19 protein-coding genes and 1 tRNA gene are annotated in these 20,437 nt (G+C 69.9%); 11 read left to right on the top strand and 9 right to left on the bottom strand.

The window, feature by feature from the left end:
- Entirely contained in the window at positions 1-834 is an 834-nt protein-coding gene (locus tag AB0A65_RS20125; RefSeq protein WP_359953207.1) for an ABC transporter ATP-binding protein, read from the top strand.
- A 63-nt stretch (positions 835-897) separates the two neighbouring features.
- Here the strand turns inward: AB0A65_RS20125 and AB0A65_RS20120 are convergent, their stop codons facing one another.
- Positions 898-2,154 (bottom strand): ABC transporter substrate-binding protein, encoded by a 1,257-nt coding sequence (locus AB0A65_RS20120; protein WP_359953205.1) that lies wholly within the window; start codon positions 2,152-2,154, stop codon positions 898-900.
- Between the two features lie 287 nt (positions 2,155-2,441).
- On the opposite strand from AB0A65_RS20120, the gene AB0A65_RS20115 reads away from it, so the two are divergent.
- Positions 2,442-3,533 (top strand): hypothetical protein, encoded by a 1,092-nt coding sequence (locus AB0A65_RS20115; protein ID WP_359953203.1) that lies wholly within the window; start codon positions 2,442-2,444, stop codon positions 3,531-3,533.
- Positions 3,534-3,583: 50 nt separating this feature from the next.
- On the opposite strand, the gene wrbA is transcribed toward AB0A65_RS20115, so the two are convergent.
- Positions 3,584-4,180, bottom strand: a complete 597-nt coding sequence (gene wrbA / locus AB0A65_RS20110) for an NAD(P)H:quinone oxidoreductase (protein ID WP_359953201.1) — start codon at positions 4,178-4,180, stop codon at positions 3,584-3,586.
- Positions 4,181-4,294: 114 nt separating this feature from the next.
- On the opposite strand from wrbA, the gene AB0A65_RS20105 reads away from it, so the two are divergent.
- On the top strand, positions 4,295-5,224 hold the full coding sequence (locus AB0A65_RS20105; RefSeq protein WP_359953199.1) for a carbohydrate kinase family protein: 930 nt from the start codon (positions 4,295-4,297) through the stop codon (positions 5,222-5,224).
- A 41-nt stretch (positions 5,225-5,265) separates the two neighbouring features.
- Here the strand turns inward: AB0A65_RS20105 and AB0A65_RS20100 are convergent, their stop codons facing one another.
- From AB0A65_RS20100 to AB0A65_RS20085, 4 genes are all read right to left on the bottom strand, one after another.
- A complete protein-coding gene (locus tag AB0A65_RS20100; protein WP_359953195.1) occupies positions 5,266-6,435 on the bottom strand; it encodes a hypothetical protein in 1,170 nt (389 codons plus the stop codon).
- Positions 6,436-6,508: 73 nt separating this feature from the next.
- Complete coding sequence (locus AB0A65_RS20095; RefSeq protein ID WP_359953193.1) at positions 6,509-7,348, bottom strand: glutaminyl-peptide cyclotransferase; 840 nt, start codon at positions 7,346-7,348, stop codon at positions 6,509-6,511.
- Positions 7,349-7,508: 160 nt separating this feature from the next.
- A complete protein-coding gene (locus AB0A65_RS20090; protein WP_359953191.1) occupies positions 7,509-8,399 on the bottom strand; it encodes a putative RNA methyltransferase in 891 nt (296 codons plus the stop codon).
- Positions 8,396-9,001, bottom strand: coding sequence for a helix-turn-helix domain-containing protein (locus AB0A65_RS20085; protein WP_359953189.1), 606 nt, complete (start codon positions 8,999-9,001; stop codon positions 8,396-8,398). Before AB0A65_RS20085 ends, AB0A65_RS20090 begins: the two co-directional genes overlap by 4 nt.
- Before the next feature lie 145 nt (positions 9,002-9,146).
- On the opposite strand from AB0A65_RS20085, the gene AB0A65_RS20080 reads away from it, so the two are divergent.
- Positions 9,147-10,418, top strand: coding sequence for an MFS transporter (locus tag AB0A65_RS20080; protein ID WP_359953187.1), 1,272 nt, complete (start codon positions 9,147-9,149; stop codon positions 10,416-10,418).
- Positions 10,419-10,491: 73 nt separating this feature from the next.
- Entirely contained in the window at positions 10,492-12,963 is a 2,472-nt protein-coding gene (locus AB0A65_RS20075) for a glycoside hydrolase family 3 C-terminal domain-containing protein (protein ID WP_359953185.1), read from the top strand.
- A gap of 49 nt (positions 12,964-13,012) precedes the next feature.
- Here AB0A65_RS20075 and AB0A65_RS20070 read toward each other — a convergent pair whose 3' ends face one another.
- Positions 13,013-13,345, bottom strand: coding sequence for a YtxH domain-containing protein (locus tag AB0A65_RS20070; protein WP_335985899.1), 333 nt, complete (start codon positions 13,343-13,345; stop codon positions 13,013-13,015).
- Between the two features lie 224 nt (positions 13,346-13,569).
- On the opposite strand from AB0A65_RS20070, the gene AB0A65_RS20065 reads away from it, so the two are divergent.
- The 4 genes from AB0A65_RS20065 (at position 13,570) to AB0A65_RS20050 (ending at position 15,633) form a co-directional block, all read left to right on the top strand.
- Positions 13,570-13,645: transfer RNA gene (locus tag AB0A65_RS20065), tRNA-Asn, on the top strand.
- Positions 13,646-14,003: 358 nt separating this feature from the next.
- On the top strand, positions 14,004-14,411 hold the full coding sequence (locus tag AB0A65_RS20060; RefSeq protein ID WP_359953183.1) for a hypothetical protein: 408 nt from the start codon (positions 14,004-14,006) through the stop codon (positions 14,409-14,411).
- Positions 14,412-14,419: 8 nt separating this feature from the next.
- Positions 14,420-15,130: a TROVE domain-containing protein gene (locus AB0A65_RS20055; protein WP_359953181.1), complete on the top strand. Its 711-nt coding sequence runs from the start codon at positions 14,420-14,422 to the stop codon at positions 15,128-15,130.
- A gap of 134 nt (positions 15,131-15,264) precedes the next feature.
- A complete protein-coding gene (locus AB0A65_RS20050; protein WP_359953491.1) occupies positions 15,265-15,633 on the top strand; it encodes an ADP-ribosylation/crystallin J1 in 369 nt (122 codons plus the stop codon).
- Between the two features lie 235 nt (positions 15,634-15,868).
- Here the strand turns inward: AB0A65_RS20050 and AB0A65_RS20045 are convergent, their stop codons facing one another.
- Positions 15,869-17,680 carry a LamG domain-containing protein gene (locus AB0A65_RS20045; protein ID WP_359953179.1) on the bottom strand — a complete coding sequence of 604 codons (1,812 nt, stop codon included), beginning with the start codon at positions 17,678-17,680 and terminating at the stop codon, positions 15,869-15,871.
- Positions 17,681-18,125: 445 nt separating this feature from the next.
- On the opposite strand from AB0A65_RS20045, the gene AB0A65_RS20040 reads away from it, so the two are divergent.
- Together AB0A65_RS20040 and AB0A65_RS20035 are read left to right on the top strand one after the other, a co-directional pair.
- Positions 18,126-18,383, top strand: a complete 258-nt coding sequence (locus AB0A65_RS20040) for a hypothetical protein (protein WP_359953177.1) — start codon at positions 18,126-18,128, stop codon at positions 18,381-18,383.
- A gap of 267 nt (positions 18,384-18,650) precedes the next feature.
- A complete protein-coding gene (locus tag AB0A65_RS20035; RefSeq protein ID WP_359953176.1) occupies positions 18,651-18,974 on the top strand; it encodes a hypothetical protein in 324 nt (107 codons plus the stop codon).
- A gap of 119 nt (positions 18,975-19,093) precedes the next feature.
- On the opposite strand, the gene AB0A65_RS20030 is transcribed toward AB0A65_RS20035, so the two are convergent.
- Positions 19,094-20,374 carry a prenyltransferase/squalene oxidase repeat-containing protein gene (locus AB0A65_RS20030; RefSeq protein WP_359953175.1) on the bottom strand — a complete coding sequence of 427 codons (1,281 nt, stop codon included), beginning with the start codon at positions 20,372-20,374 and terminating at the stop codon, positions 19,094-19,096.
- Positions 20,375-20,437 lie beyond the last annotated feature (63 nt).

Raw genomic sequence — 20,437 nt, 5'->3', positions numbered from 1 at the left:
ATGAGCGACAACGAGACCGAGGGGATCGGCCCGACGGGCGCCCCGATCGACGAGACCGCCGATTCGTCCACCGAGGTGTGCAGCCGTGAAGGGCACCTGGCGGCCTCGGGGGACGCGCTGCTGCGCGCCGACGAGGTCACCGCGGGGTACATCCCGGGCGTGTCCATCCTGAACGGGACCGACCTGTACGCGAACGAGGGCGAGCTCGTCGGCATCATCGGCCCGAACGGGGCCGGGAAGTCGACGCTGCTGAAGGCCATGTTCGGGCTGGTGGGTATCTCGTCGGGGAAGGTCGTGCTGCGCGGGGAGGACATCACCAACCGCAAGGCGCACCAGCTGGTGCCGCTGGGCGTGGGGTTCGTGCCGCAGACGAACAACGTGTTCGCGGCGCTCACGGTCGAGGAGAACCTCGAAATGGGGGTGTTCCTGCGGCCCAAGGCGTTCAAGGAGCGGTTCGATTTCGTGACGGACCTGTTCCCGGTGCTCGGGGACCGGCGCGCGCAGCGGGCCGGGTCGCTCTCGGGCGGCGAGCGGCAGATGGTGGCGATGGGCCGGGCGCTCATGATGGAGCCGTCGGTGCTGCTGCTGGACGAGCCGTCGGCGGGCCTGTCCCCCGCGATGCAGGACGAGGTCTTCTTCAACACGAAGCAGATCAACCAGACCGGCGTCACGGTGGTCATGGTCGAGCAGAACGCGCGGCGGTGCCTCCAGATCTGCGACCGCGGCTACGTGCTGGACCAGGGCCGCAGCGCCTACACCGGCCCCGGTGACGGCCTGATCGACGACCCGAAGGTCGTGGAGCTGTACCTCGGCACGCTCGGCCGGGCCAGCTAGCAAGGCAGTGAGAAGCCCCCCGGGTCCTGTGGTCCCGGGGGGCTTTCGCTTGCGCGGCTTCGGTTAGCTCAGTTCGCCGAAGCTGTAGGTGAGGTTCTCGTAGGTGTTGTCGGGCAGGTACTGGTAGACGCCGATCGTCGCCGCGGTGACGTCGCCTTCAGGCGAGAACTCGATCGGGCCGGAGTAGCCGTCGTAGTCGATGTCGGCGGTGTTGTCCTCGGCGAGCAGCTCGGCGCACTCGGTGAAGCCGGTGCACTTGGTGCCGCCGCTGGAGACGTCGACCAGGTTGTCCTTGATGGTCTCGGAGTCGATGCTGTCGCCGGCGATCGCCGCGAGCGCGACGAGCGAGGTGGCGTCGTAGGACTCGGGGCCGTACGTGAAGTCGGTCAGCTCAGGGTCGACTTCGAGGAGGCGGTCGCGGATCTCGGCCGGGTCGGCGCCCGGGAAGGTGCCCTTGGCGCCCTCCATGAAGCCGGCCGGGAAGGTCTCGCTGTAGTCGGCCAGGTTGCCGTCCACGAGGTACCAGGGGACGTCCTGGGCGCTCAGGCCGCCCTCGGCGAGGGCCGGGCCGAGGTTGACGATCTCGTTGAAGGTGACGAGGACGATCGCGTCGGCGCCGGAGTCGGCGACGGCGCTGACCTCGGCGGAGAACTCGGTCGCGGTCGGGTCGTAGATCGTCTTGAGGACGACCTCGCCGCCGAACTCGGTGAAGTTCTCCTCGACGGAGGCCGCCAGGCCCTCGCCGTAGGCGTCCTGGAGGGCGAGGATCGCGATCTTCTCGTGGCCGTCCTGGATGATCGTGTCGGCGAGGACGCGGCCCTGGAGGATGTCGGAGGGCGCGGTGCGGAAGTAGTAGTCGCCGCGCTCGTAGTCCGTGAAGTCCGGGGACGTGTTCGCCGGGGACACCTGGACGATGCCCTCTTCGTACAGCTTGTCGATGAACTGGAAGGAGACGCCCGAGGACGCGGCGCCGATGACCGCGTGCACGCCCTGGTTGATGAGGGCGTCGGCGGACTGGCTGGCGATGTCGGTGGAGGTGTCGCCCGAGTCCTGGTCCAGGACGGTGACACAGCTGCCGAGCACGCCGCCGAACTCGTTGATCTCCTGCTGGGCAAGGTGGACGCCGGCGAATTCGGGCGGGCCGAGGAACGCGAGCGAACCGGTCTGCGGGAGGATCGTGCCGATCTTCAGCGCCTCGTCGCTCTCGGTGCATTCGCCGCCGGACGACGACGGGTCCTCGTCCTCGCCGCACGCGGCGAGCGAGAAGGCCGTGACACCGGCGGTGGCTACAGCGAGCAGTGCTCGGGGAAAGCGAGCCATGGTTTCTCCTATTGAGTGTTCGAGATGGATCCGCAGGTGGATATGGAGGTTGACGTGATCCGAGTTACAGCCTATGGCAGGCGGGGTGTCGTCGCCATACGCCGTGACCGGACCCGTTCCAGTTCGTGATGGCTCCGTGACCTTCCCGATCCGGTATTGCAATCGCTTTGCGGGGAAGGGAAGGCCGCGTTTCGCAACCGGGTCCCCCGAGCGGTTCCCCCGCGAGGGGGAGGCGGTTCGCCCGCGCGCGGGAGGGAACCGGGCCCGCCCGCGGCGAAGCTCAATGCATGACAACCAACACCGCCACCCAGCGCCGCACCGGACGCGCCGCCCTCGCGGCGTTCCTCTGGTCCCTCACCGTCATCCCCATCGGGCTCTGGCAGCTCCTCGACCCGGCCACCGGCCCGTTCTCGCACGAGCTGTACGAGCCGACGATCCGCCTCCCCGAGGCCGTCCCCGACTGGGCCGGGCCCGCCGCGCTCATCGCCGCCGGGGTCCTCGGGCTCCTCGCGTCCCGCGCCGCCCGCTGGGCCGTCCCGGCCCTGTTCGCCGTCGTCTTCGGCGTCCTCATGAGCACTTCCGCGCCGATGTCCTTCGCCGGGTACCTGTGCGCGCTGTTCATCCCGCTCCTCATCGCCGCGAGCCCGGTGCTCCTCGCCCGCGGCCCCGTCGCCAAGACCGTCGCGGGCCTGGTCGTCGCGGGCCTCCTCGTGGCCCTGGGGTTCAGCGGGGTTATCGACTACGCCGCGGCCGGGGACTTCCTGTCGATGCTCGGCGGCACCTTCGCCGACATCGCCGCCTACATGCTCGTGCAGGTGTGGATGACCGTCGGCGGCGGCATCTGGGCGGCCCTCGTCCTGCACCTGGTCCTCCACGGGCAGAGCGACAGGCCCGCCGCGGCCTGGCTCGCCCCCGAGCGCGCCGCCCGCTGGGGCCGCACCGCCGCGTGGATCGCGTTCGCCTGCTCGCTCCCCTACGGTCTGGTGCGCATGTCGTGGCTGACGCCGTGGGCGTGGGTCGGCGGCCCGCTCGACAGCTCCATGATCGACCCGGCCACCCGCGTGTGGGGCCTGTGCCTGGGCCTCGCGGCCCTCGGCGGCGGCGTCCTGTGCCTCGGCATGACCTACCGGTGGGGCACCCGCTGGCCGTTCTGGATGCCCGGCCTCAAGGGCCGCCCGGTCCCGCCGATGGTCGCGATCGTCCCCGCCTCGGTCATGGCAGCCATGTTCACGTTCATGTCGCTCCCCTTCGCGGCCTTGGCGATCCGCCAGGACGCCCCGGAGCTGATCTGGTCGTTCCCGTTCTACGTCTGGGGCCCGGCCCTGGGCGCGGCGACCCTCGCCTACGCGATCCGCCGCGGCGTCGTCCAGCCGAGCTAGAGACACGAGAAAGGGCCCCGGGGCGATCCCCGGGGCCCTTCGCCGTGCGTTCAGCCGTGCAGGCGCCTCGCGATCGACACCACGCGCTTGGTCTGGATCGCCACCGCCACCCGGTTCTTCTCCCCCACCGGGCCCATCAGCCCGATGTGGCTGGCGCCGTAGGGGTTCCCGATCTCCACGTCGAACTGGAGCGGGTCGGTGTAGCCGGGCGAGACGATGATCGCGCCCCAGTGGTAGAACGTGTTGTTCATCGCGAGGATCGTCGACTCCTGGCCGCCGTGGCTCGTCTGCGTCGACGTGAACGTCGACATCACCTTGTCGGCCAGCTTCCCCTGCTGCCACAGCGGACCGGTCGTGTCGATGAACTGCTTGATCTGCGCGGTCGGCAGCCCGTACCGCGTCGGCGTGCCCCACAGGACCGCGTCGGCCCAGTCGAGGTCGTCGAGCGTCGCCTCCTGCACGTCGGCGCTGGCCTCGAAGTGGTTGGCCCACGCCTCGTTCGAGGCGACGGCCTCGGGCGGGGCGAGCTCGCGCACCTTCCGCAGGCGCACCTCGGCCCCGGCGTCCTGGCCCTCCCTCGCGGCGGTGCGCGCCATCTCGTAGACGTTCCCGGTCTGCGAATAGTGGATGACGGCCAGCTTGACCATGGTGCCTCCCTGAGCGTGAGCATCGGTATTGACCCTGGCACAGTCGTTCCCATAGGGTTGCCCTCGCAACAGATTCCACACTTTCCTGCAAACTCTTTCAAAGGAAGCAATCACATGCTGGACATCCTGGTCGTCGGCGGCGTCGGCGTCGACACCATCGTGCGCGTCCCGGAGATCGCGATCGGCGAAGGCGACTCGCTCGGCGTGGAGCCGATCCTCGACTACGTGGCGCACACCGGGAACGGGGTCGCGCTCGGGTGCCTCCACCTCGGGCTCGCCACGCGGTTCATCGACTACATCGGCGAGGACGAGCAGGGCGCGCTCGTGCGCCGCCACTACGACGCGCACGGCCTGGACTTCCGGTACCTGATCTCCCCGAACGGCACCTCGCGCTCGGTGAACCTCGTCGACGCCGGGGGCCGCCGCTACTCCTTCTACGACTACCGCCACGCCCCCGAGCTGCGGATGCCCGCGTCGTTCTTCGGACCCCATGTGGCCGAGGCGAAGCACGTCCACGTCTCGATCCCCAACCACACCCGCGACGTGCTCGCCGCGATCCCCGAGGGCGTCACCGTCTCCACCGACCTGCACGGCTGGGACGGCGAGGCCGAGCACCAGAAGGACTTCGCGCGCCGCGCCGACCTCGTGACCCTCTCCGCGGCCCGCCTCGGCGGCGACCCGGAGAAGGCCATGCGCTGGATCATCGACAACGGCCGGGCCTCGGTCGTCATCGCGACCGACGGCGAGCACGGCGGGTACGTCCTCGAACGCGGCGGCGCCGTCGAGCGCTACCAGGCCATCGACCCGGTCGCCGAGCTCGGCGCAGTCTCCCCGGAGTGGGCCGAGTGGGCGCCGGTGGACTCCAACGGCGCCGGGGACGCGTTCGTGTCGGGCCTGCTGTGGGCCCGCGGCCGCGGCGAGGACCTCGCCGGGGCCCTTGCGGCGGGCCGGGTCGCGGGCGCGTACGCGTGCCGCTCGAAGGGCACGAGCACGGCGCTCATCACCGAGGCGCTGATGATCGAGAGCCTTGCGGCCCTGAAGTAATGCGAACGGCCGCCGACCCACGCGGGTCGGCGGCCGCACTGCTACTGCTGCTCGGGCCCGCGGTTGGCCGTCATGGCCTTCGCGCGGGCGATCACGTCGTCGAACGGGGACGGCTCGGCCGGGTTCGGGCGCACCGCGTCGCGGTGCTCGGGCTGGACCACCAGCATGAACAGGCACCCGACCGCGGCGGCCACGACGGGCGCGCCGAGGCCGATCTCGGCGACCGGCCAGTTCCCGGCGTGCGCGCCGGTCGCGATCATGAACGCCGCCCACACAGGGACCGCCCAGCCGCCCGCCAGGACCATGAGGTCGCGGCGGCGCCGCAGCTCGGGCCGGATGAGCCAGATCAGGAAGTCGAGCCACGCGCCCGACAGGAGCAGCACCCACACGTAGGCGCCGTTCTCGAAGCCGGTGAACGCCCCGGCCATGATGCACGGGTACGCGAACGCGACGGTGAAGAACCCGAGCGGCAGCCGGAACCGGCCGGTCGCGAACACCGCCAGCGCGAGCACCAGCACCGTCGTGAACACCATGCCCGCCACCGGGCCCGAGTCGAAGCCGAAGCGCCCTTCGAGGGCCACGCCGGTGGCGAACGGGGTGTCCGTGAACGGGACCAGGTAGTTGAGGAACAGCACGAGGGTCGCGATCGCGAAGCCGAGGGACAGCGCGGGCGCGGCGAGCCGCGCCTCGATGGGGATCGGCTCCGGTTCGACCGAGAGCACCTCGCGGCGCCACGCGGACAGCCACGGCGCCAGGGCGATGAGGCACCCGGCGACGGCGAGGCCGAGGTGGGAGGGGCTGAAGAAGATGTCGAGGTCGGCTTCGACGCCGAGCAGCTCGTGCCAGATCATGTCGGCGATCCCGGAGACCAGGAACAGCGGCACGCCGACGATCGCGGGGCCGTAGCCGTGGGGCACGGCGGCCATGCCGGTGCGGCCGTCGGCGCGGTGGGCCCGGACGAGCATCCAGGCGATCCATGCGGCGGTGGCGGCGAACCCGGTGTAGAACGCCAGGTGCCACCAGGTGAAGAAGGACTCCGCCCAGCCTTGGGCGTGGGCGTTGACGTCGAGGATCAGCCCGCCGATGAACCACGCCGAGAACGCGGCGGTGGTGAGGTCCTGCCACCAGGCGGCGAAGACACGGGGCTGCCGGGAGTCGGCCAAGAGGTGCATCTTGTACTCCAGCAATCGGTCAAGGGGTGTGAGGGCCATGAGGTCATCATGGCCCACCTCGACCAGCGGCGCAATCGCGGAATTGTCACGGTCTGCGCACTGTGCACACGGGTCAGACGAAGCGCACGAGGAACAGCTTCGGCCAGAGCTTCCCGGTGATGTAGAAGGTGCCCTCCTCTTCGGCGGCGGCGATGCCGTTGAGGACGTCGGCCCCGGCGGACTCGTCGCCGGTGAGGAGGCCCGCGGCGTCGACCGTGGCCTGGACGGCCCCGGAGTCGGGGTCGATCGCGACGATCTGGTCGGTCTGCCAGAGGTTCGCCCACACCGACCCGTTGCTGCATTCGAGCTCGTTGATCGAGTAGACCGGTGCGCCGTTCCGGTCCTGGACCTGGACGGTGCCGGTCTCCTCGAAGGTCGCGGGGTCGCGGAAGGTGAGGGTGTCGGAGCCGTCGCTCATGACGAGGCGCTCGCCGTCATAGCAGATGCCCCAGCCCTCGCCCTCGTACTCGACCGTTTCGAGGATGTCGAGGGTGACGGGGTCGCGCTTGTAGGCGTGGTGCTCCTGCCAGGTGATCTGCCAGACCGCGTCGTCGGTGAGGGTGAGGCCCTCGGCGAAGTCCTCGGCGGGGAGGTCCTGGGAGGCGAGGACCTCGCCGGTGGCGGGGTCGGTGATGCGGATGTCGGACTCGCCGTAGAGGCCCGCGGACTCGTAGAGGACGGTCCCGTATTCGGGGTGCTCGGCGAGTTCGAGCCCTTGCGTGAAGGACCCGGGGTCGTGGTCGTAGGTCTCCAGGATCTCGACCGACAGATTCATGTCGGCGTCCTGGTCGGGGAGCTCGAACCGGTCGCTCTCGTCGGCCGCGGCGTCGCCGGTCGAGCATCCGGCGAGTGCGAGGAGGCCCGCTGCCGTGAGGGCGAGGCCGTGCCGGGCCGCCCGCTTCTCATCGAACATTGAACTCGTCTCCAGGTGCTTCGGGGGTGATGCCTCGTACCGTATCGGTCATGGCAAACGAGGACAAGACTTCCGTGCGAAGCGTTTGCCGTGCAACGGGGAGTGCATCGGGGGCCGACCTCGTCCGCGGCACCGGAAGGGGTCGGCTCGCAGGCCGCTCTCAGCCCTTCGGGAGCCAGCGGGCGACGGTCGCCGCGACGGTGACGTCGATCCGCTCGGGGAGCGCGGCCACGGCCGCGTCGAGTTCGGCGGGGCCGTGGTGGCGGGCGCTCGGGCCCATGCCCACGAGCCGGCGCACGTCCTCGTGTCCGAGGCCAATCGAATAGGAGATCTCGTCGGCCCGCTCGGCCTCGAATGCCGAGCCGAGCTGGTCGGCGGTCCGCTGCGGTTTAGCGGGGTCGACGCTCAGCAAGTCCAAGGCGTCGACGAGTTCGCGGAGGTGGTCCAGCCGGGGGGTCAGGACCACTAGAGCGCCTCTTGGGTGGAGGACGCGTGCGAGCTCGTCGGCGTTGCGGGGGGCGAAGACGTTCAGCACCGCGGCGGCGGCGCCGTCGCGTACAGGGAGTCGATTCCACGCGTCGGCGAGCACCGCGGCGAGTCGCGCCTGAGTTCCGGCGGCTCGCCGCGGTTCGTCCGTGTCCGGCGCTTGTGCTTCGGGGACTTCGCGTTTGGCGCAGCGGCGCAGCGCGTACTTGGAGGTGTCGAGGCCGATGCCCTCGCGTCCGGGGGCGGCCGCGAGCGCGGCGGCGAGGTAGTGGCCGGTGCCGCAGCCCGGTTCGATCACGACGCCGGGGGCGTCGGTGAGCGAGGCTTCGGCGACGGCCTTCAGGAGCGGGTCGTAGAAGCCCGCGGAGAGGAACTCCTCGCGGGCGGCGACCTGGTCGGCGGTGTCGCCGGTGGTGGCGTTCGAGCCGGGCGCGAGCAGCGGCGCGTAGCCCTGCTTGGCGAGGTCGAAGGAGTGCCCGTCCGGGCAGGAGAGGCGCCGGTCGGCCTGGTCGAGGGCCTGGCCGCAGTTGGGGCAGGCGAGCGCGTCGAGCGCGGGCAGCGTCACGCGGCGGCCTCGGGGTCGATGAGGCGCAGGAACGCGCGGAATGATGCGGGCATGTCGACGCCTTCGGGTTCGTGGAGCCACTGGAACTGGAGACCGTCCATGATCGCGACGACCAGCGGCGCGGCCTCCTCCGGGGTGAGCCCGGAAGGGAGCCGGTCACCCCACTGCGCGCGCAGGGTGGAGGCCATCTCGCGGCGCACCCGCCGGTAGCGCTCGCGGAAGTAGGGCTCGGCGGGGTGGTCCTCGGTGACGGACTCGCCGAGCAGGGCCGAGAACGTGCGGATGATCGCGAGCCGGTGCGCGTTGGCCTCGACGACGCCGATGGTCTGGGCCACGGTCATGGGGTTGCTGTCGCCGGTGCGGTCGCCGCGGTCCCACTCGTCGCGCATGGTGAGTACCGCGACCAGAAGGTCCTCTTTGGACGGGAAGTAGTGGAGGAGGCCCTGCTGGGTGAGGCCCACCTTCTCCGCGACGGCGGCGAGGCTGGCGCCGCGGTAGCCGCGTTCGGCGATGACCTCCATGGCGGCGCGCACGATCTCCTCGCGGCGGGCCTGCCCGCGGGCGCCGTGGCGGACGCCGTGCGGTCTCGGCGGGTTCGGCATGGCTGGCCTCGATCTGGGGCTCGGTCTCGATGGCCCTCCAGCATAGATAATCACGATTCGGTAACATGCACTACCGGTCGCTCGGTAGAAGTGGCAGACTCCAAGGCGGACCCCTCCTTCCCCTCGACGCAGAGGAGCCCGAGCGATGGCGCTCGACTCGACCCAGGCCCCGCCTCCCGTCCCCCCTCCCCTGGCCCCCGATCCGACCCCGGCCCCGCCGAACGGGTTCGTGCTCCGCGCCGCCCTCTCCAACTGGAGCCTGTGGACCGCGCTCCTCACCCCCGGCGTCCTCACCCTCGCGATCCGCGTCCCCGAGCTCGTCGGGGACGACTACGAGGGCGCGTACTCCGTGGTCATCTCCACCGGCATCGTCGTCGGCATGCTCGGCAACCCGCTGTGGGGCCGCCTGTCGGACCGCACCCGGTCCCGGTTCGGGCGCCGCCGGCCCTGGATCGCGGGCGGGGCGCTCGCGGGCGTCGCCGGGACGAGCGTCGTGGCGTTCGCACCGGAGCTGTGGCTGCTGGTCGCGGGCTGGGTGCTCGCCCAGGCCGGGTTCAACGCGGCCCTCGCCGCGACCATGGCGACCGTCCCCGAGCGCATCCCCGCGGCCGACCAGGGCCGCGCCTCCGGCGCGTTCGGCGCCGCCATCACCGGCGGGTTCCTCACCGGCTCCGCGATCGCCGCGGCCACGCAGCACACCGCCGTCATGTTCCTGGTCCCGTGCGGCCTCGTCCTCGCCTTCACCGGGGCGTTCGCGCTGACGCTCCGCGACCCGGTGGTGGACGCGCCCCTGAAGCCGTTCTCGCTCAAGGAGTTCGCGGGCACCTTCGGCTTCGACCCGCGCCGCCACCCCCAGTTCGGGTGGGTGTGGCTGACGAAGTTCTGCTTCGTCTTCGGCGTCGCCGCGCCCTCGACCTACATGGTGTACTTCCTCGCCGCTCGGCTCGACCTCGCGCCCGTCGAGGCCGCCGCCCTGGTGGGACTGGTCTTCCTCGTGAACTTCTCCGTCCAGACCGGCGTCACGCTCGGGACCGGGTGGCTCTCCGACCGCCTCGGGCGCCGCCGCCCGTTCGCCGCGGCCGCGGCCCTGCTCGCCGCGACCGGCCTGCTCCTCATGGCGTTCGCCGACGGCCTCCCGCAGATCCTCGCCGGGCAGGCGTTCCTCACCGTCGCGGGCGGGCTGTTCGCCGCCATGGACGGCGTCCTCGTCTTCCAGACCCTCCCCGACCCGGGCGCGCCCGCCAAAGACCTCGGCGTCGCGAACCTCGCCAACGGCCTGCCGGGCGCGATCATCCCGCCCGTCGCCACCGGCCTGCTCGCCCTGGGCGACACCGACTACACGCTGCTCTTCGTCCTGTGCGCGGCCTTCTCCCTCGCGGCGGTCGCCGCGGTGGGCCGCGTGAAGAGCGTGCCGTGAGGCCCCGCGCCTCCGGCCCCCAGACGCCCCCACGAAGGAAACCGAGAGACCGAGAGAAAGGAAGGGCACGGAGATGAGCGACTGGACCGTCCCCGCCGACCGGCCCGACTACGACGAGGCCGTCGAGGCGGCGCTCGCGAAGCTGGACCTGGAGACCAAGGCCGACCTGCTGGCCGGCATCGACATGTGGCGCACCCTCGCCGCCCCCGACGCGGGCCTGCGGTCGATGACCGTCTCCGACGGCCCCATCGGCGTGCGCGGCCGCTTCTGGACCGCCGCCGACCCGTCACTGGCACTGCCCAGCCCCACCGCGCAGGCCGCGTCCTGGGACCCGGCCCTGGTGCGCCGCATCGGGAACCTCCTCGCCGCGGAGGCCCGCCGCAAGGACGTGGACGTGCTCCTGGCGCCCACGATCAACCTGCACCGCTCGCCCCTGGGCGGGCGCCACTTCGAGGCGTTCAGCGAGGACCCGTACCTGACCGGGCGCATCGCGGAGGCGTACGTCGCGGGCGTGCAGGAGCGCGGCGTCGGCACCACCATGAAGCACTACGTCGCCAACGACGCCGAGACCGACCGGTTCACCGTCGACAACGTCATCGGCGAGCGGGCCCTGCGCGAGCTGTACCTGCGGCCCTTCGAGATGGTCGCCGCCGCGGTCAACCCGTGGGGGGTCATGACCGCGTACAACACCGTCAACGGCACCACCATGACCGCGCACCGGGAGCTCATGGACGTCCTCCGAGAGGAGTTCGGCTTCGACGGCTTCAACGTCTCCGACTGGGGCGCCGCGCGCCACACCGTCGAGGACGTCGAGGCGGGCCTGGACCTCGCGATGCCGGGGCCGCTCACCGTGTTCGGCAAGGCCCTGGTCGACGCGGTCCGCGAGGGCCGCACGACCGAGGCGGCCGTGGACGCCAACGTCCGCCGCATCCTCAAGCTCGCCGCCCGCGTGGGCGCCCTCGACGGCGTCGACGCCGCGGTCACCGGCCGCCTGGAGGCGATCGAGGACCCCGACGCGCTGCTCCGCGAGATCGCCCGCCGCTCCTTCGTCCTCGCCAAGAACGACGTCCCCGCCGGCGACGAGACCAGGATCCTCCCGCTCAACAGCGACGTCGTCCACAGCCTCGCCCTCATCGGCCCCGCCGCAGACGAGGCCCGCATCCTCGGCGGCGGCTCCGCGACGGTGTTCCCGCCGCACGTGGTCTCCCCGCTCGACGGCCTGCGCGACAAGCTCGGCGACCGCGTCGTCTACGCCCAGGGCGTCGACCTGTTCGAGCAGATCCAGGCCGCGAACCGCGGCTTCACGCTCACCGCGCGGCCCGTGAGGAAGGACGGGACGCAGCTGCCCGCCGAGCCGCTCGCAAACGGCGACGTCAAGTGGATGGGGTACGTGCCCGGCGGCCTCACCGCCGACGAGTTCGGCCACGCGCTGGTCGAGGGCCGCTACACCGCGACCAAGACCGGCGAGCACGTCTTCGGCACCCGCGGCTTCGGCCACCACAAGCTCGTGATCGACGGCGAGACGGTGTTCGACGCCGATCACGACTTCGTCGGGGACGACCCCTTCGAAGCCTTCTTCGGCCCGGGGGTCGAACGGACCCGCCTCCACCTCGAAGAGGGCCAGGAGGTCTCGCTCCGCCACGAGTTCACGCCGTTCGACTTCCCGCCCGGCTTCCCGCCCTCGGTCCTGTTCGGGCTCATGCACACCGAGCCCCGGCCCGACGAGCAGACCCTCATCGAGGAGGCCGTCGCGGCGGCCCGCGCCGCCGAGATCGCCGTGGTCGTCGTCTCCACCACCGCCCTCACCGAGTCCGAGGGCTTCGACCGCGCCGACCTGCGCCTCCCCGGCCGCCAGGACGAACTCGTCGCCGCCGTCGCCGCCGCCAACCCCAACACGGTCGTCGTCGTCAACACCGGCTCCCCGGTCGAGATGCCCTGGGCCGACGACGTCGCGGGCATCCTCCTCACCTGGTTCCCCGGCCAGGAGGGCGGCAACGCCCTCGCCGAGGTCCTCCTCGGCGCCGAACCCGGCGGCCGCCTCACCACCACCTGGCCGAAGACCCTCGCCGACGCCCCCGTCACCCAGGTCGTCCCCGACGACGCCGGCAGGCTCCACTACGACGAGGGCGTCTTCATCGGCTACCGCGCCTGGCAGCGCCGGGGCACCGTCGAGCCGGCGTTCTGGTTCGGCCACGGACTCTCCTACGCGCAGTGGGAGTACGAGTCGATCGAGGCAGTCGACGGCGCGGTGAAGGTCAGGGTGAAGAACACGGGGGCCGTGACGGGCCGGGAGGTCGTCCAGGTCTACGTGTCCCCCGACGAGGCCGCAAGAGTGAAGGGCGGCATCGAGAAAGCCCGCCTCGCAGGCTTCGCGGCCGTTGAAGCCGCCCCCGGCGAACAGGTGGAAGTGGAAATCCCCCTGGAAGACCGCTCGTTCCAGTTCTGGAACGAGGAGAACCACGCCTGGGAAACCGTGCCGGGCACCTGGAAGGCGAAGGTGGGAAGCAACGTGGCGGACCTCCCGCTGGAGACCGTGCTGCCGTAGCGAAAGAGAAGGGCGGGACCTCCGGGTCCCGCCCTTCATCACGTCATCGCTAGAAACCCGGCGAGTCCTCGCGAAGGGCCCGCTCGCTTCGTGCAGGGGTGGTGACTCCGGCGGAGTCCCAGGGCTCGGCCTTCGGGGGCTCGTCGGCGCTGGTGGTGAAGTTCTCGATGATCTCGCCGAACTTCGTGTCCTTGATCTTGTCCTGCGCCGCGTTCACGGCCTTCCCCGCCTGGTTCCGCACCGACGAGGCGACCTGCTGCACCTTGTCGTTCCCGGTCACCCGGCGCGTGTAGTCGACGATCTGGTCGTACCGCTCCCGGCCCGCCTTCGCGCCCAGGATGTACCCGACCGCGAACCCGGCCACGAGATACCACTTCCGCATGTTTGCCTCCCCGGCCGACCCTCGGGCCGGACGCTGCCTCGTCATCCGTGCGTCCCCCGCACACAGCGGCCATTCTGCCGCATTCCGGGGTGCCCCGCCTGCCCAAGCACGAAACGCACCCCCGATTCCACCCACCCGAGGACCCACACCACACCGACCCCGGTGGCACCCGCTCCCTCCCCTCCTGTAGTCTCGTATCCGGTTCGCCACCACGGCAGAACCATTCCCCAATAGCTCAATTGGCAGAGCAGCCGACTGTTAATCGGCAGGTTCTTGGTTCGAGTCCAAGTTGGGGAGCCACTTCAGAATAGGCCGGTCCGCGGACCGGCCTATTCTGCTTCCCCGGGCCGGTTCGGGACGGGCCGGGAAATTCAGGTCGTGTCCGCTTGTGTCGATCTTTTGAATCGGGAGACGCGGGTTTGAATCCACAAACATGGTCGGAGAGCAGACCTTCCATGAGCGCGCCAAAGACCGGGACGACCGCTGCACCTAGCTGATCCACGATGTCGCCCTCGACGATCCGGACTGGACCGCGCGGTTCCTGTCCTGGCTCCGCACCGGCTCGAACCTGCGCTCGGCCTCGCTCGTCGGGGCGCTCGAGGCCGCGTACGCGCTCAACACCGTCGGACTCCCCGGCTGCCGCCAGATCGTCGACTCCGTGCTCCAACGCGCAGACGAGCCCGGCGAGGCACTCGCGTACTGGACCGCGACCTACAGGCGACGGATTCCCAAGCCAGTCAAGCGCGGCATCGCCGACGCCGCGGCGCGGCTGTACACCGAACAAGCGGCGCTCAAGTACGACACGGCGTCGGCGGGCTTCCGCTTCGGCGACGTGCTCAACTCGTGCACCCCGCCCCGCGACGACCGGCAGGGAGACCTCTTCGAGCACCTACTCGACCGCTGTTTCGGTCACGACGAGCAGGCCGACGGCTCCTGCGCGACGCGAGCAACAACTGGCGACTCCTCCTGGACACCGAGCGTATTGCAGCTGCCGGACTCACCTGGGTGGCCGCGAAGTCTTTCGCCGGGCCCCGCGCGAGTGCGGCACGCCTCTGGGAGGCCCTGATCCCGACCATGGGTTACATGGCGTGCCTTCGGAACTTGAGGAACTTCGACGAGGTGGGCGTCGCCGAGTGGGCGGCCGACCTGGTCATCGCGAAGCTCGCCGACCTCGAGGAGGTCACGAAGTCGCGGCAACTGCCGATGTGGTTCTTGTCGGCGTACCGGGCCGCGCCGTCGCTGCGGTGGGCGTACGCGTTGGAGCGGGCACTGGACGCGTACCTGGTCGGCGTCCCCGAGCGGCGCGGCAGGACCCTCGACCTGGTCGACACCTCCGGTTCGATGAACGCGGGCTTCTCCCGTGACGGCTCGCTCATGCGCTGGGATGCGGCGACCGTGTTCGGCCCGGCACTCGCGCGACGCTGCGAGCACGCGGACGTCGTGTCGTTTTCGAACAACTGGAACGGCCGCGACGCGTCCAAGGTATTCCAGCTCAAGCCGGGCGAGTCGCTGCTGCGCTCGATCGACCGATGGAAGTCCGACGAATTCTTCATCGGCGGCGGCACCGATACCGAGCAGGCCGTGCGGTGGCACTACCGGGACCACGACCGGCCTGACCGGCGAGCAGGCGCAGTTCCACGGTCGGCACGACGTGACCGCTGCGGTTCCCACGGACCGCATGGTCTTCACCTGGAACCTCGCGGGCTACAAGCGCGGCCACGCGCCCTCCAGCCTCGGGGGCCGGCACACTTTCGGAGGGCTGACCCGACGCCGGATTCGGCATGATCCCCTTGCCGGAGCGGGGTCGGAACGCAGACTGGCCGTTCTAATCGGTTGCGGCCCAATTTATTTGGCGGGTCGGCGGTGGTATTGCCAGAACCGAGGCTGCCTCGGCTCTGCAAGGAGGCGCCGTGAACTCCATAACCGAGACGATGACCCTGTGGCGGCCGTGCGGCCCCGCTGAACTCGCGCTGGTACGCGAATCCGGTTTCACCGCATGGCCGCCGCGTCTGCCCGACCAGCCGATCTTCTACCCGATCCTCAACGAGGAGCACGCGGTCAAGATCGCCCGCGACGGCGTCGGCTACGTGACCCGCTTCGACGTCGACAAGGAGTACGCTGAGCGCTACCCGGTCCAGCACGTCGGCGGCAGCACGATCCTCGAACTGTGGGTCCCCGCAGAGGAGTTGGCGGAATTCGACGGGCACATCGTCGGCCTGAACTCGTCCAGGTCGCCACCACGACCGGATCCGTGGATGACGCGTTCTCCTTGGCACGCAGTGCCGTAGAGCATCGCCTCGCCGCCCACGGGCTTCCCTCCAGTGACGCGCCTAGGCTAGAGCGCTTCTAAGTCAGAGGCATTCGGGCTTCGGCGGCGAGCCTAGCGGCTGCCAAGGCAATCAATCGACCTGATCCGCGCGGGTCAGACCGCGGTGGCCGAGACGCTGCGAAGCGATGCGACGACAGCGCTCGTCATCGGCCGACCGGTGTGGCTCTTGGCGATCGCCAAGAGCCACAAAACGGTCAGAGGTTCGGAAGTTCGATGGACGTCGTCAAACCGAGGAGTGCGATGGTTCTCGCGTCCAGGGCGCCGGAGTACACGCGGACATCGTCGATGGCTCCTGCGAAGTAAGAACCGTACTCGCCGTCAGAGAGCGACCTTCCGATATGGATTCCGCCCGTCGCAGTCCATGCTTCGACTGTGGTGTCCTCGATCGAGGCGCTCTCTACGCCGTTGACGTATAGCGCCCACTCACCGAGTGCCCCGTTGAAGACCACCGTGAGCGACTGCCCGGGGGTGTCGCCTTCCCAGGGGGCGAACCGGGATGCGGCGGCGACTTTCTCAGCGCCCTCGGCGTCGGCCGTGGCGAGGGCGAGCTCCCACAGCTTCGTGGTCGCGTTGAACCGGACTTCGACCAGGGACTGGTGCTGTCCCGAAATCGAGAGCACGGCCATGTCGTTCGCGACTGTCGTGGAGTCCAGTCGCGCCCGCACCGACAGTGAGAACGAGCCCGAGGTGTCGACGACGGGCGTCGTCACGGTCGCACAGTCGCCGTCGCCGTCGAAGAACAGGTCGCCGTCGCCAACCAGCGGGAACGGCGCGTCACCGACGGGGAAACCGTCCTCATCGAATTCGGGGCCAGTGTTGATCCGTGCGTCGCCGAGCAGCTGCGCGGCCTCGCCCCCGGTGTGCTCAGGGCTGAGGCCGTCGGATGCGGTGGTGAAGGTCCAGTAGCCTTCACGCCCGAAGGTCTTGTAGACGCCGAGGCCTGCGACCTCGCCGGGGGACACGACACGGTCGAAGACCTGGACTTCCGCGATGTCACCGTTCCACTGGTACGCCCATGCGTTCGCGGCACGCGCCCGTCCAATCTGGACGTCTCCTGCGGCGTTCCAGGTCGTCCCGCGGGTGGTGGACGCGGCTTCGACTCCGTTGACGTACAGCTTCATCGAACGACCGATGGAGTTGTACACGCCGGTGAGGTGAACCCATTCGTCCGCGGTGCCAGTCCGGACCGAACCGCCAGAGGCCTTCCATTCGCTGGTCGGGGAGAGTTTCGCGTCTGGGATCCAGAATGCCCACTCGCCCGAGGTCGCTGAGAGGGAGTCGTATCCGAGCACGAATCCGGATTCCTCCGCGCTCTTCACGCTGACGGCGGCCTGGTCGCGGGAGAGGTCGTCGACCCGGACCCAGGCGGACACGGCGAATCCCTCGTTGGTCCGGAGGAGGCCCGTGTCGGTGGTGTTGACGAATGCTCCCGCGCGGCCGTTGAAGGAGGCCGCCGTGGCGGCACCTGGGCCATCGACCCCGAGATCGACTCCGCCCCCCACCGTGCCGAGGTTGGCGCCGTTCGCGTCGGCGACCTGGAGCGATCCGGAGGGTTCGGCGAGCGTCCAGCTGCCGACCGGGTCCTTCGCGGTGACGCTGAAGATGTAGTCCGTCTCGACGGAGTATCCCGCGGTGTTGAGGGCGCGGACAGTGAGGACTTCGGAGCCGGGGTTCGTCGGCATGTACTTGAAGGAGACGGTCTCGCTGAGCGGGTCGAGTGTGATCTCCCGGTACAGGGATCCGGGGATCTCGAGCGTGTACTTCTTGATGTCGGGGTCCGCGGCGGTGATCGTGAAGGTGCCGATTTCGCCGACCATCGGAACATCAGCGTCGATGCCTTCGGGGAAATCGGTGCTGGTGATGGCAGGGGCGTTGGGGGTGTTTGCGAGCACGGGCGAGGCGATCCCGGCCGCTGTTAGGGCTCCCGCCAGCACGGCGAGAGCCATTCTTCGAATGAGGGGTTTCGAGGCTATGGACATCCTGTTGTCTTTCCACTTGGCGTCCATGGAGATCGTGGACGCGAGTTGAACAGGTTCAGTTTTTCCGAGCCTAGCTCATGTGGATCTTCGCTCGGAGCGCGGTCCGATAGGGGTACTTGCCGCCTCGGGCGAGAGGCGGTCGCTCTCCGAGGACTGCGCGAGGATGGGCTCATCGCAGACACAGAAAGGCCGGTCGTTTTCGACCGGCCTTTGCTTTTTCTCGCTTCTGGTCAGGGCTTGTCGGCGGGGGTGGACATGTCGAGGAGTTGGCGGTAGACCACGGCCGCGGTCCAGGCGAGGGCGAGGAGTGTGAGGCCGAAGCCGGCGATCGGGGCGCCGATGAACTACCCAGCAAGGTTGGACTCGTCCATGCTGGCCGGACGGGCTGGAAGCGCACGAACGGGCGAGCCGGGCCCCCCTTTCGCGGATCGCCGGGACCCCGAATACGGGCTGCGGTCCATATCGTGGGGACATGAGTAAATTCGACGATGAGATCGAGAAAGCGGTCAAGCGCGCGGGGAAGACTGCCGGGTGGATGTTCGCCATTGGCGTGGTGACCCTACTGCTGGGACTCTGGACGAGCTTCGGGACGTACGGGGTCGGGTTCGTGGTGGCGCTGCCCGGGGCGGGATTGATGTTCGCCTTGGGCGTGATCATCAACTTGCAGGGCATGCAACTCATGGAGACCTGGCGCCAGGGACGCCGGGACGTGGAGATCTCCGAGCGCTGAGAAGGCCGGGCGGGGAGATCGACCCGCCTTTCGTCTTCTTGTCATACGGCATTGCTAGCTTCCGAGAGGCAGTCGGGCACGAGTGGTTCGAGCGGGTTCATCTGCCCCTATTCTGCCGGTGTCCTGCATTGTTCCGAGGGCGTCCCCGCCGCCAGACTGATCAATGTGGCGGCGGCTCGTCTGGGTCGTCCCGCTCCGGGCGGTCGGCCGAGTCTCGAATCCTCCTGGGAAAGCGGATCGCACCACGATTGCAGCGGAAGGAACACCATGTCCCTCAACAGTGCCCGCAAAGGCAACATCCGAAGGGTCGCGGCGACGTTCGCCGGGCTCGCGCTGGCGGCGTCCTTCGCGGGAATCGCCGTCGCCGGCACCGCTTCGGCGGACCCCGGGGCCGACCGGGTCGAGACGTTCTCGTCCGTCACGGGCGAATACACGGCCCAGGTGCAGTGGTTCTACGAGTCCTTCTTCGCCCGCCGCGTCACCTGCGTGACGAAAGGCGAGATTTACGAGGACGAAGGCTATCTCTATCAGTGCCGGACGGCGGAACGCAACAACCGCGTCGTCTACGAACTGTGGCTCGGCATCGAGTGACGCCGCTCCCGCGCCGAGTCGTAGGCCCCGAGGCGGAAGCCTCGGGGCCCTCGGCCTGCCGCCGACGCGGTGGTACCGCCCAGGGCTCGAAGGGTGGGGTTTCGGATGGGAGACGGGGGTCAGTCTTGGCGGCGGCGGGTTCTCCAGGTTTTGGTGCCTCTGTAGAGCCAGGTGAGGGCGCCGAGCATGGCGGTGCCGAGGCCGGAGGTGAGGAGGCTTTGGCGGAAGGTGACGCCGTCGCCGAAGATCTGGTAGCGGAGGCCGGTTTCGGTGTTGCCGATGGTGAGGGCGACGACGGCGCCGAGGACGCCGAGGGTGGAGATGAGGGGCGCGCGGCTGACGAGGAAGTCGAAGGCCGTGAGGAGCCAGGTCGTCAAGCGCACGCCGTCGCGGTGGAACCCCTCGGGCGGCAGGGCGTTGCGCCAGGCCGCGAGGGCGACGATGATCTGGCCGGTGAGCCAGACGTGCCGCTGCGCGCCGTCGTCGTAGAGCTTCCAGGAGCCGCGGTCGGCGGCCGGGCCCGAGACGGTCTGGTCGCTGCCGATGAGGTAGTTGACGGCGCGGAGGCAGGCCGTGCGGGAGCGGTGGTCGCGCCGCTTCGCGAGGGCGAGCAGGGACCACGCGGTGCCGCTGTTGGCGCACTTGTTGGTGAGGCGCGCCGCCGCCCACTCGTCGAGGCTGTTGGGCCACCGGCCGCTGTCACGCTGCGCGTCCACGAGGTACTCGACCGCGAGCCGGTAGTCGTCCTCGGAGACCCGCGCGGCCTGGAACGCGACGAGGACCTGGGCGGTCGTCGCGGGGTTTGGCCGGGCCGAGCTGGTCACGCCCCAGCCGTGGCTGGAGTTGTCCTGGCAGCGCAGGAGGTAGGACACGATCTTCGCCCGGAGGTCCTCCTGGTGCCGCCAGAGCGCGAACGCCCAGAGGGTCAGCGCGGACGGCATGGTGCGCGGCAGGTCGCCGTGCGGGGCGGAGGAGACCGACCCGTCGTTCAGGTCGATGCAGGACTCCAGGTACGCGAGGGCCGACCTGACCTCGCGGCTCGGCTCGTCGGGGGTGATCTGGTGGAGCGCGATGAGCGTCCACGCGGTCGGCTCCGCGCCGGAGAACGCGAACTCGCCGCTGCGGAACGACCCGTCCCTGTTCTGCTGCGTCATGGCCCAGCGCTTCGCCGCGCCGAGGTCCACGTCGTCGAGGACGCCGACGTCGAACCATCCCGACCGCCGGAGCGCGGTGACCGCGCAGACCGCGTCCACGGTGCCGCCCCACAGGGACGGGTCCGATCCGCCCGCCGAGACCGGCCACGCCTGCATGCCGGGCATCCGGTGACGCCGGAGCCACATCGCCGCGAGCGTCAGGCTCCGGTTGAGTTCGGCCTCTGTGGGCCAACGCCTTCTGGGCATCGCGCACCTCCACGGAGAGGGCGGAAGCGGCACCGCAAATCGGGTGGATCAAGGCGCACTTCT

Source organism: Glycomyces sp. NPDC047010, from assembly GCF_040644205.1.
Taxonomy (GTDB): Bacteria; Actinomycetota; Actinomycetes; order Mycobacteriales; family Micromonosporaceae; genus Glycomyces.
This window is presented reverse-complemented; position numbering and strand designations above follow the sequence as displayed.

Excerpts from the sequence above, each read along its gene's own strand:
- AB0A65_RS20125 (WP_359953207.1), top strand. The coding sequence starts at position 1 with ATGAGCGACAACGAGACCGAGGGGATCGGCCCGACGGGCGCCCCGATC.
- AB0A65_RS20120 (WP_359953205.1), bottom strand. The coding sequence starts at position 2,154 with ATGGCTCGCTTTCCCCGAGCACTGCTCGCTGTAGCCACCGCCGGTGTC.
- AB0A65_RS20115 (WP_359953203.1), top strand. The coding sequence starts at position 2,442 with ATGACAACCAACACCGCCACCCAGCGCCGCACCGGACGCGCCGCCCTC.
- wrbA (WP_359953201.1), bottom strand. The coding sequence starts at position 4,180 with ATGGTCAAGCTGGCCGTCATCCACTATTCGCAGACCGGGAACGTCTAC.
- AB0A65_RS20105 (WP_359953199.1), top strand. The coding sequence starts at position 4,295 with ATGCTGGACATCCTGGTCGTCGGCGGCGTCGGCGTCGACACCATCGTG.
- AB0A65_RS20100 (WP_359953195.1), bottom strand. The coding sequence starts at position 6,435 with ATGGCCCTCACACCCCTTGACCGATTGCTGGAGTACAAGATGCACCTC.
- AB0A65_RS20095 (WP_359953193.1), bottom strand. The coding sequence starts at position 7,348 with ATGTTCGATGAGAAGCGGGCGGCCCGGCACGGCCTCGCCCTCACGGCA.
- AB0A65_RS20085 (WP_359953189.1), bottom strand. The coding sequence starts at position 9,001 with ATGCCGAACCCGCCGAGACCGCACGGCGTCCGCCACGGCGCCCGCGGG.
- AB0A65_RS20080 (WP_359953187.1), top strand. The coding sequence starts at position 9,147 with ATGGCGCTCGACTCGACCCAGGCCCCGCCTCCCGTCCCCCCTCCCCTG.
- AB0A65_RS20075 (WP_359953185.1), top strand. The coding sequence starts at position 10,492 with ATGAGCGACTGGACCGTCCCCGCCGACCGGCCCGACTACGACGAGGCC.
- AB0A65_RS20070 (WP_335985899.1), bottom strand. The coding sequence starts at position 13,345 with ATGCGGAAGTGGTATCTCGTGGCCGGGTTCGCGGTCGGGTACATCCTG.
- AB0A65_RS20055 (WP_359953181.1), top strand. The coding sequence starts at position 14,420 with ATGGGTTACATGGCGTGCCTTCGGAACTTGAGGAACTTCGACGAGGTG.
- AB0A65_RS20045 (WP_359953179.1), bottom strand. The coding sequence starts at position 17,680 with ATGGACGCCAAGTGGAAAGACAACAGGATGTCCATAGCCTCGAAACCC.
- AB0A65_RS20040 (WP_359953177.1), top strand. The coding sequence starts at position 18,126 with ATGAGTAAATTCGACGATGAGATCGAGAAAGCGGTCAAGCGCGCGGGG.
- AB0A65_RS20035 (WP_359953176.1), top strand. The coding sequence starts at position 18,651 with ATGTCCCTCAACAGTGCCCGCAAAGGCAACATCCGAAGGGTCGCGGCG.
- AB0A65_RS20030 (WP_359953175.1), bottom strand. The coding sequence starts at position 20,374 with ATGCCCAGAAGGCGTTGGCCCACAGAGGCCGAACTCAACCGGAGCCTG.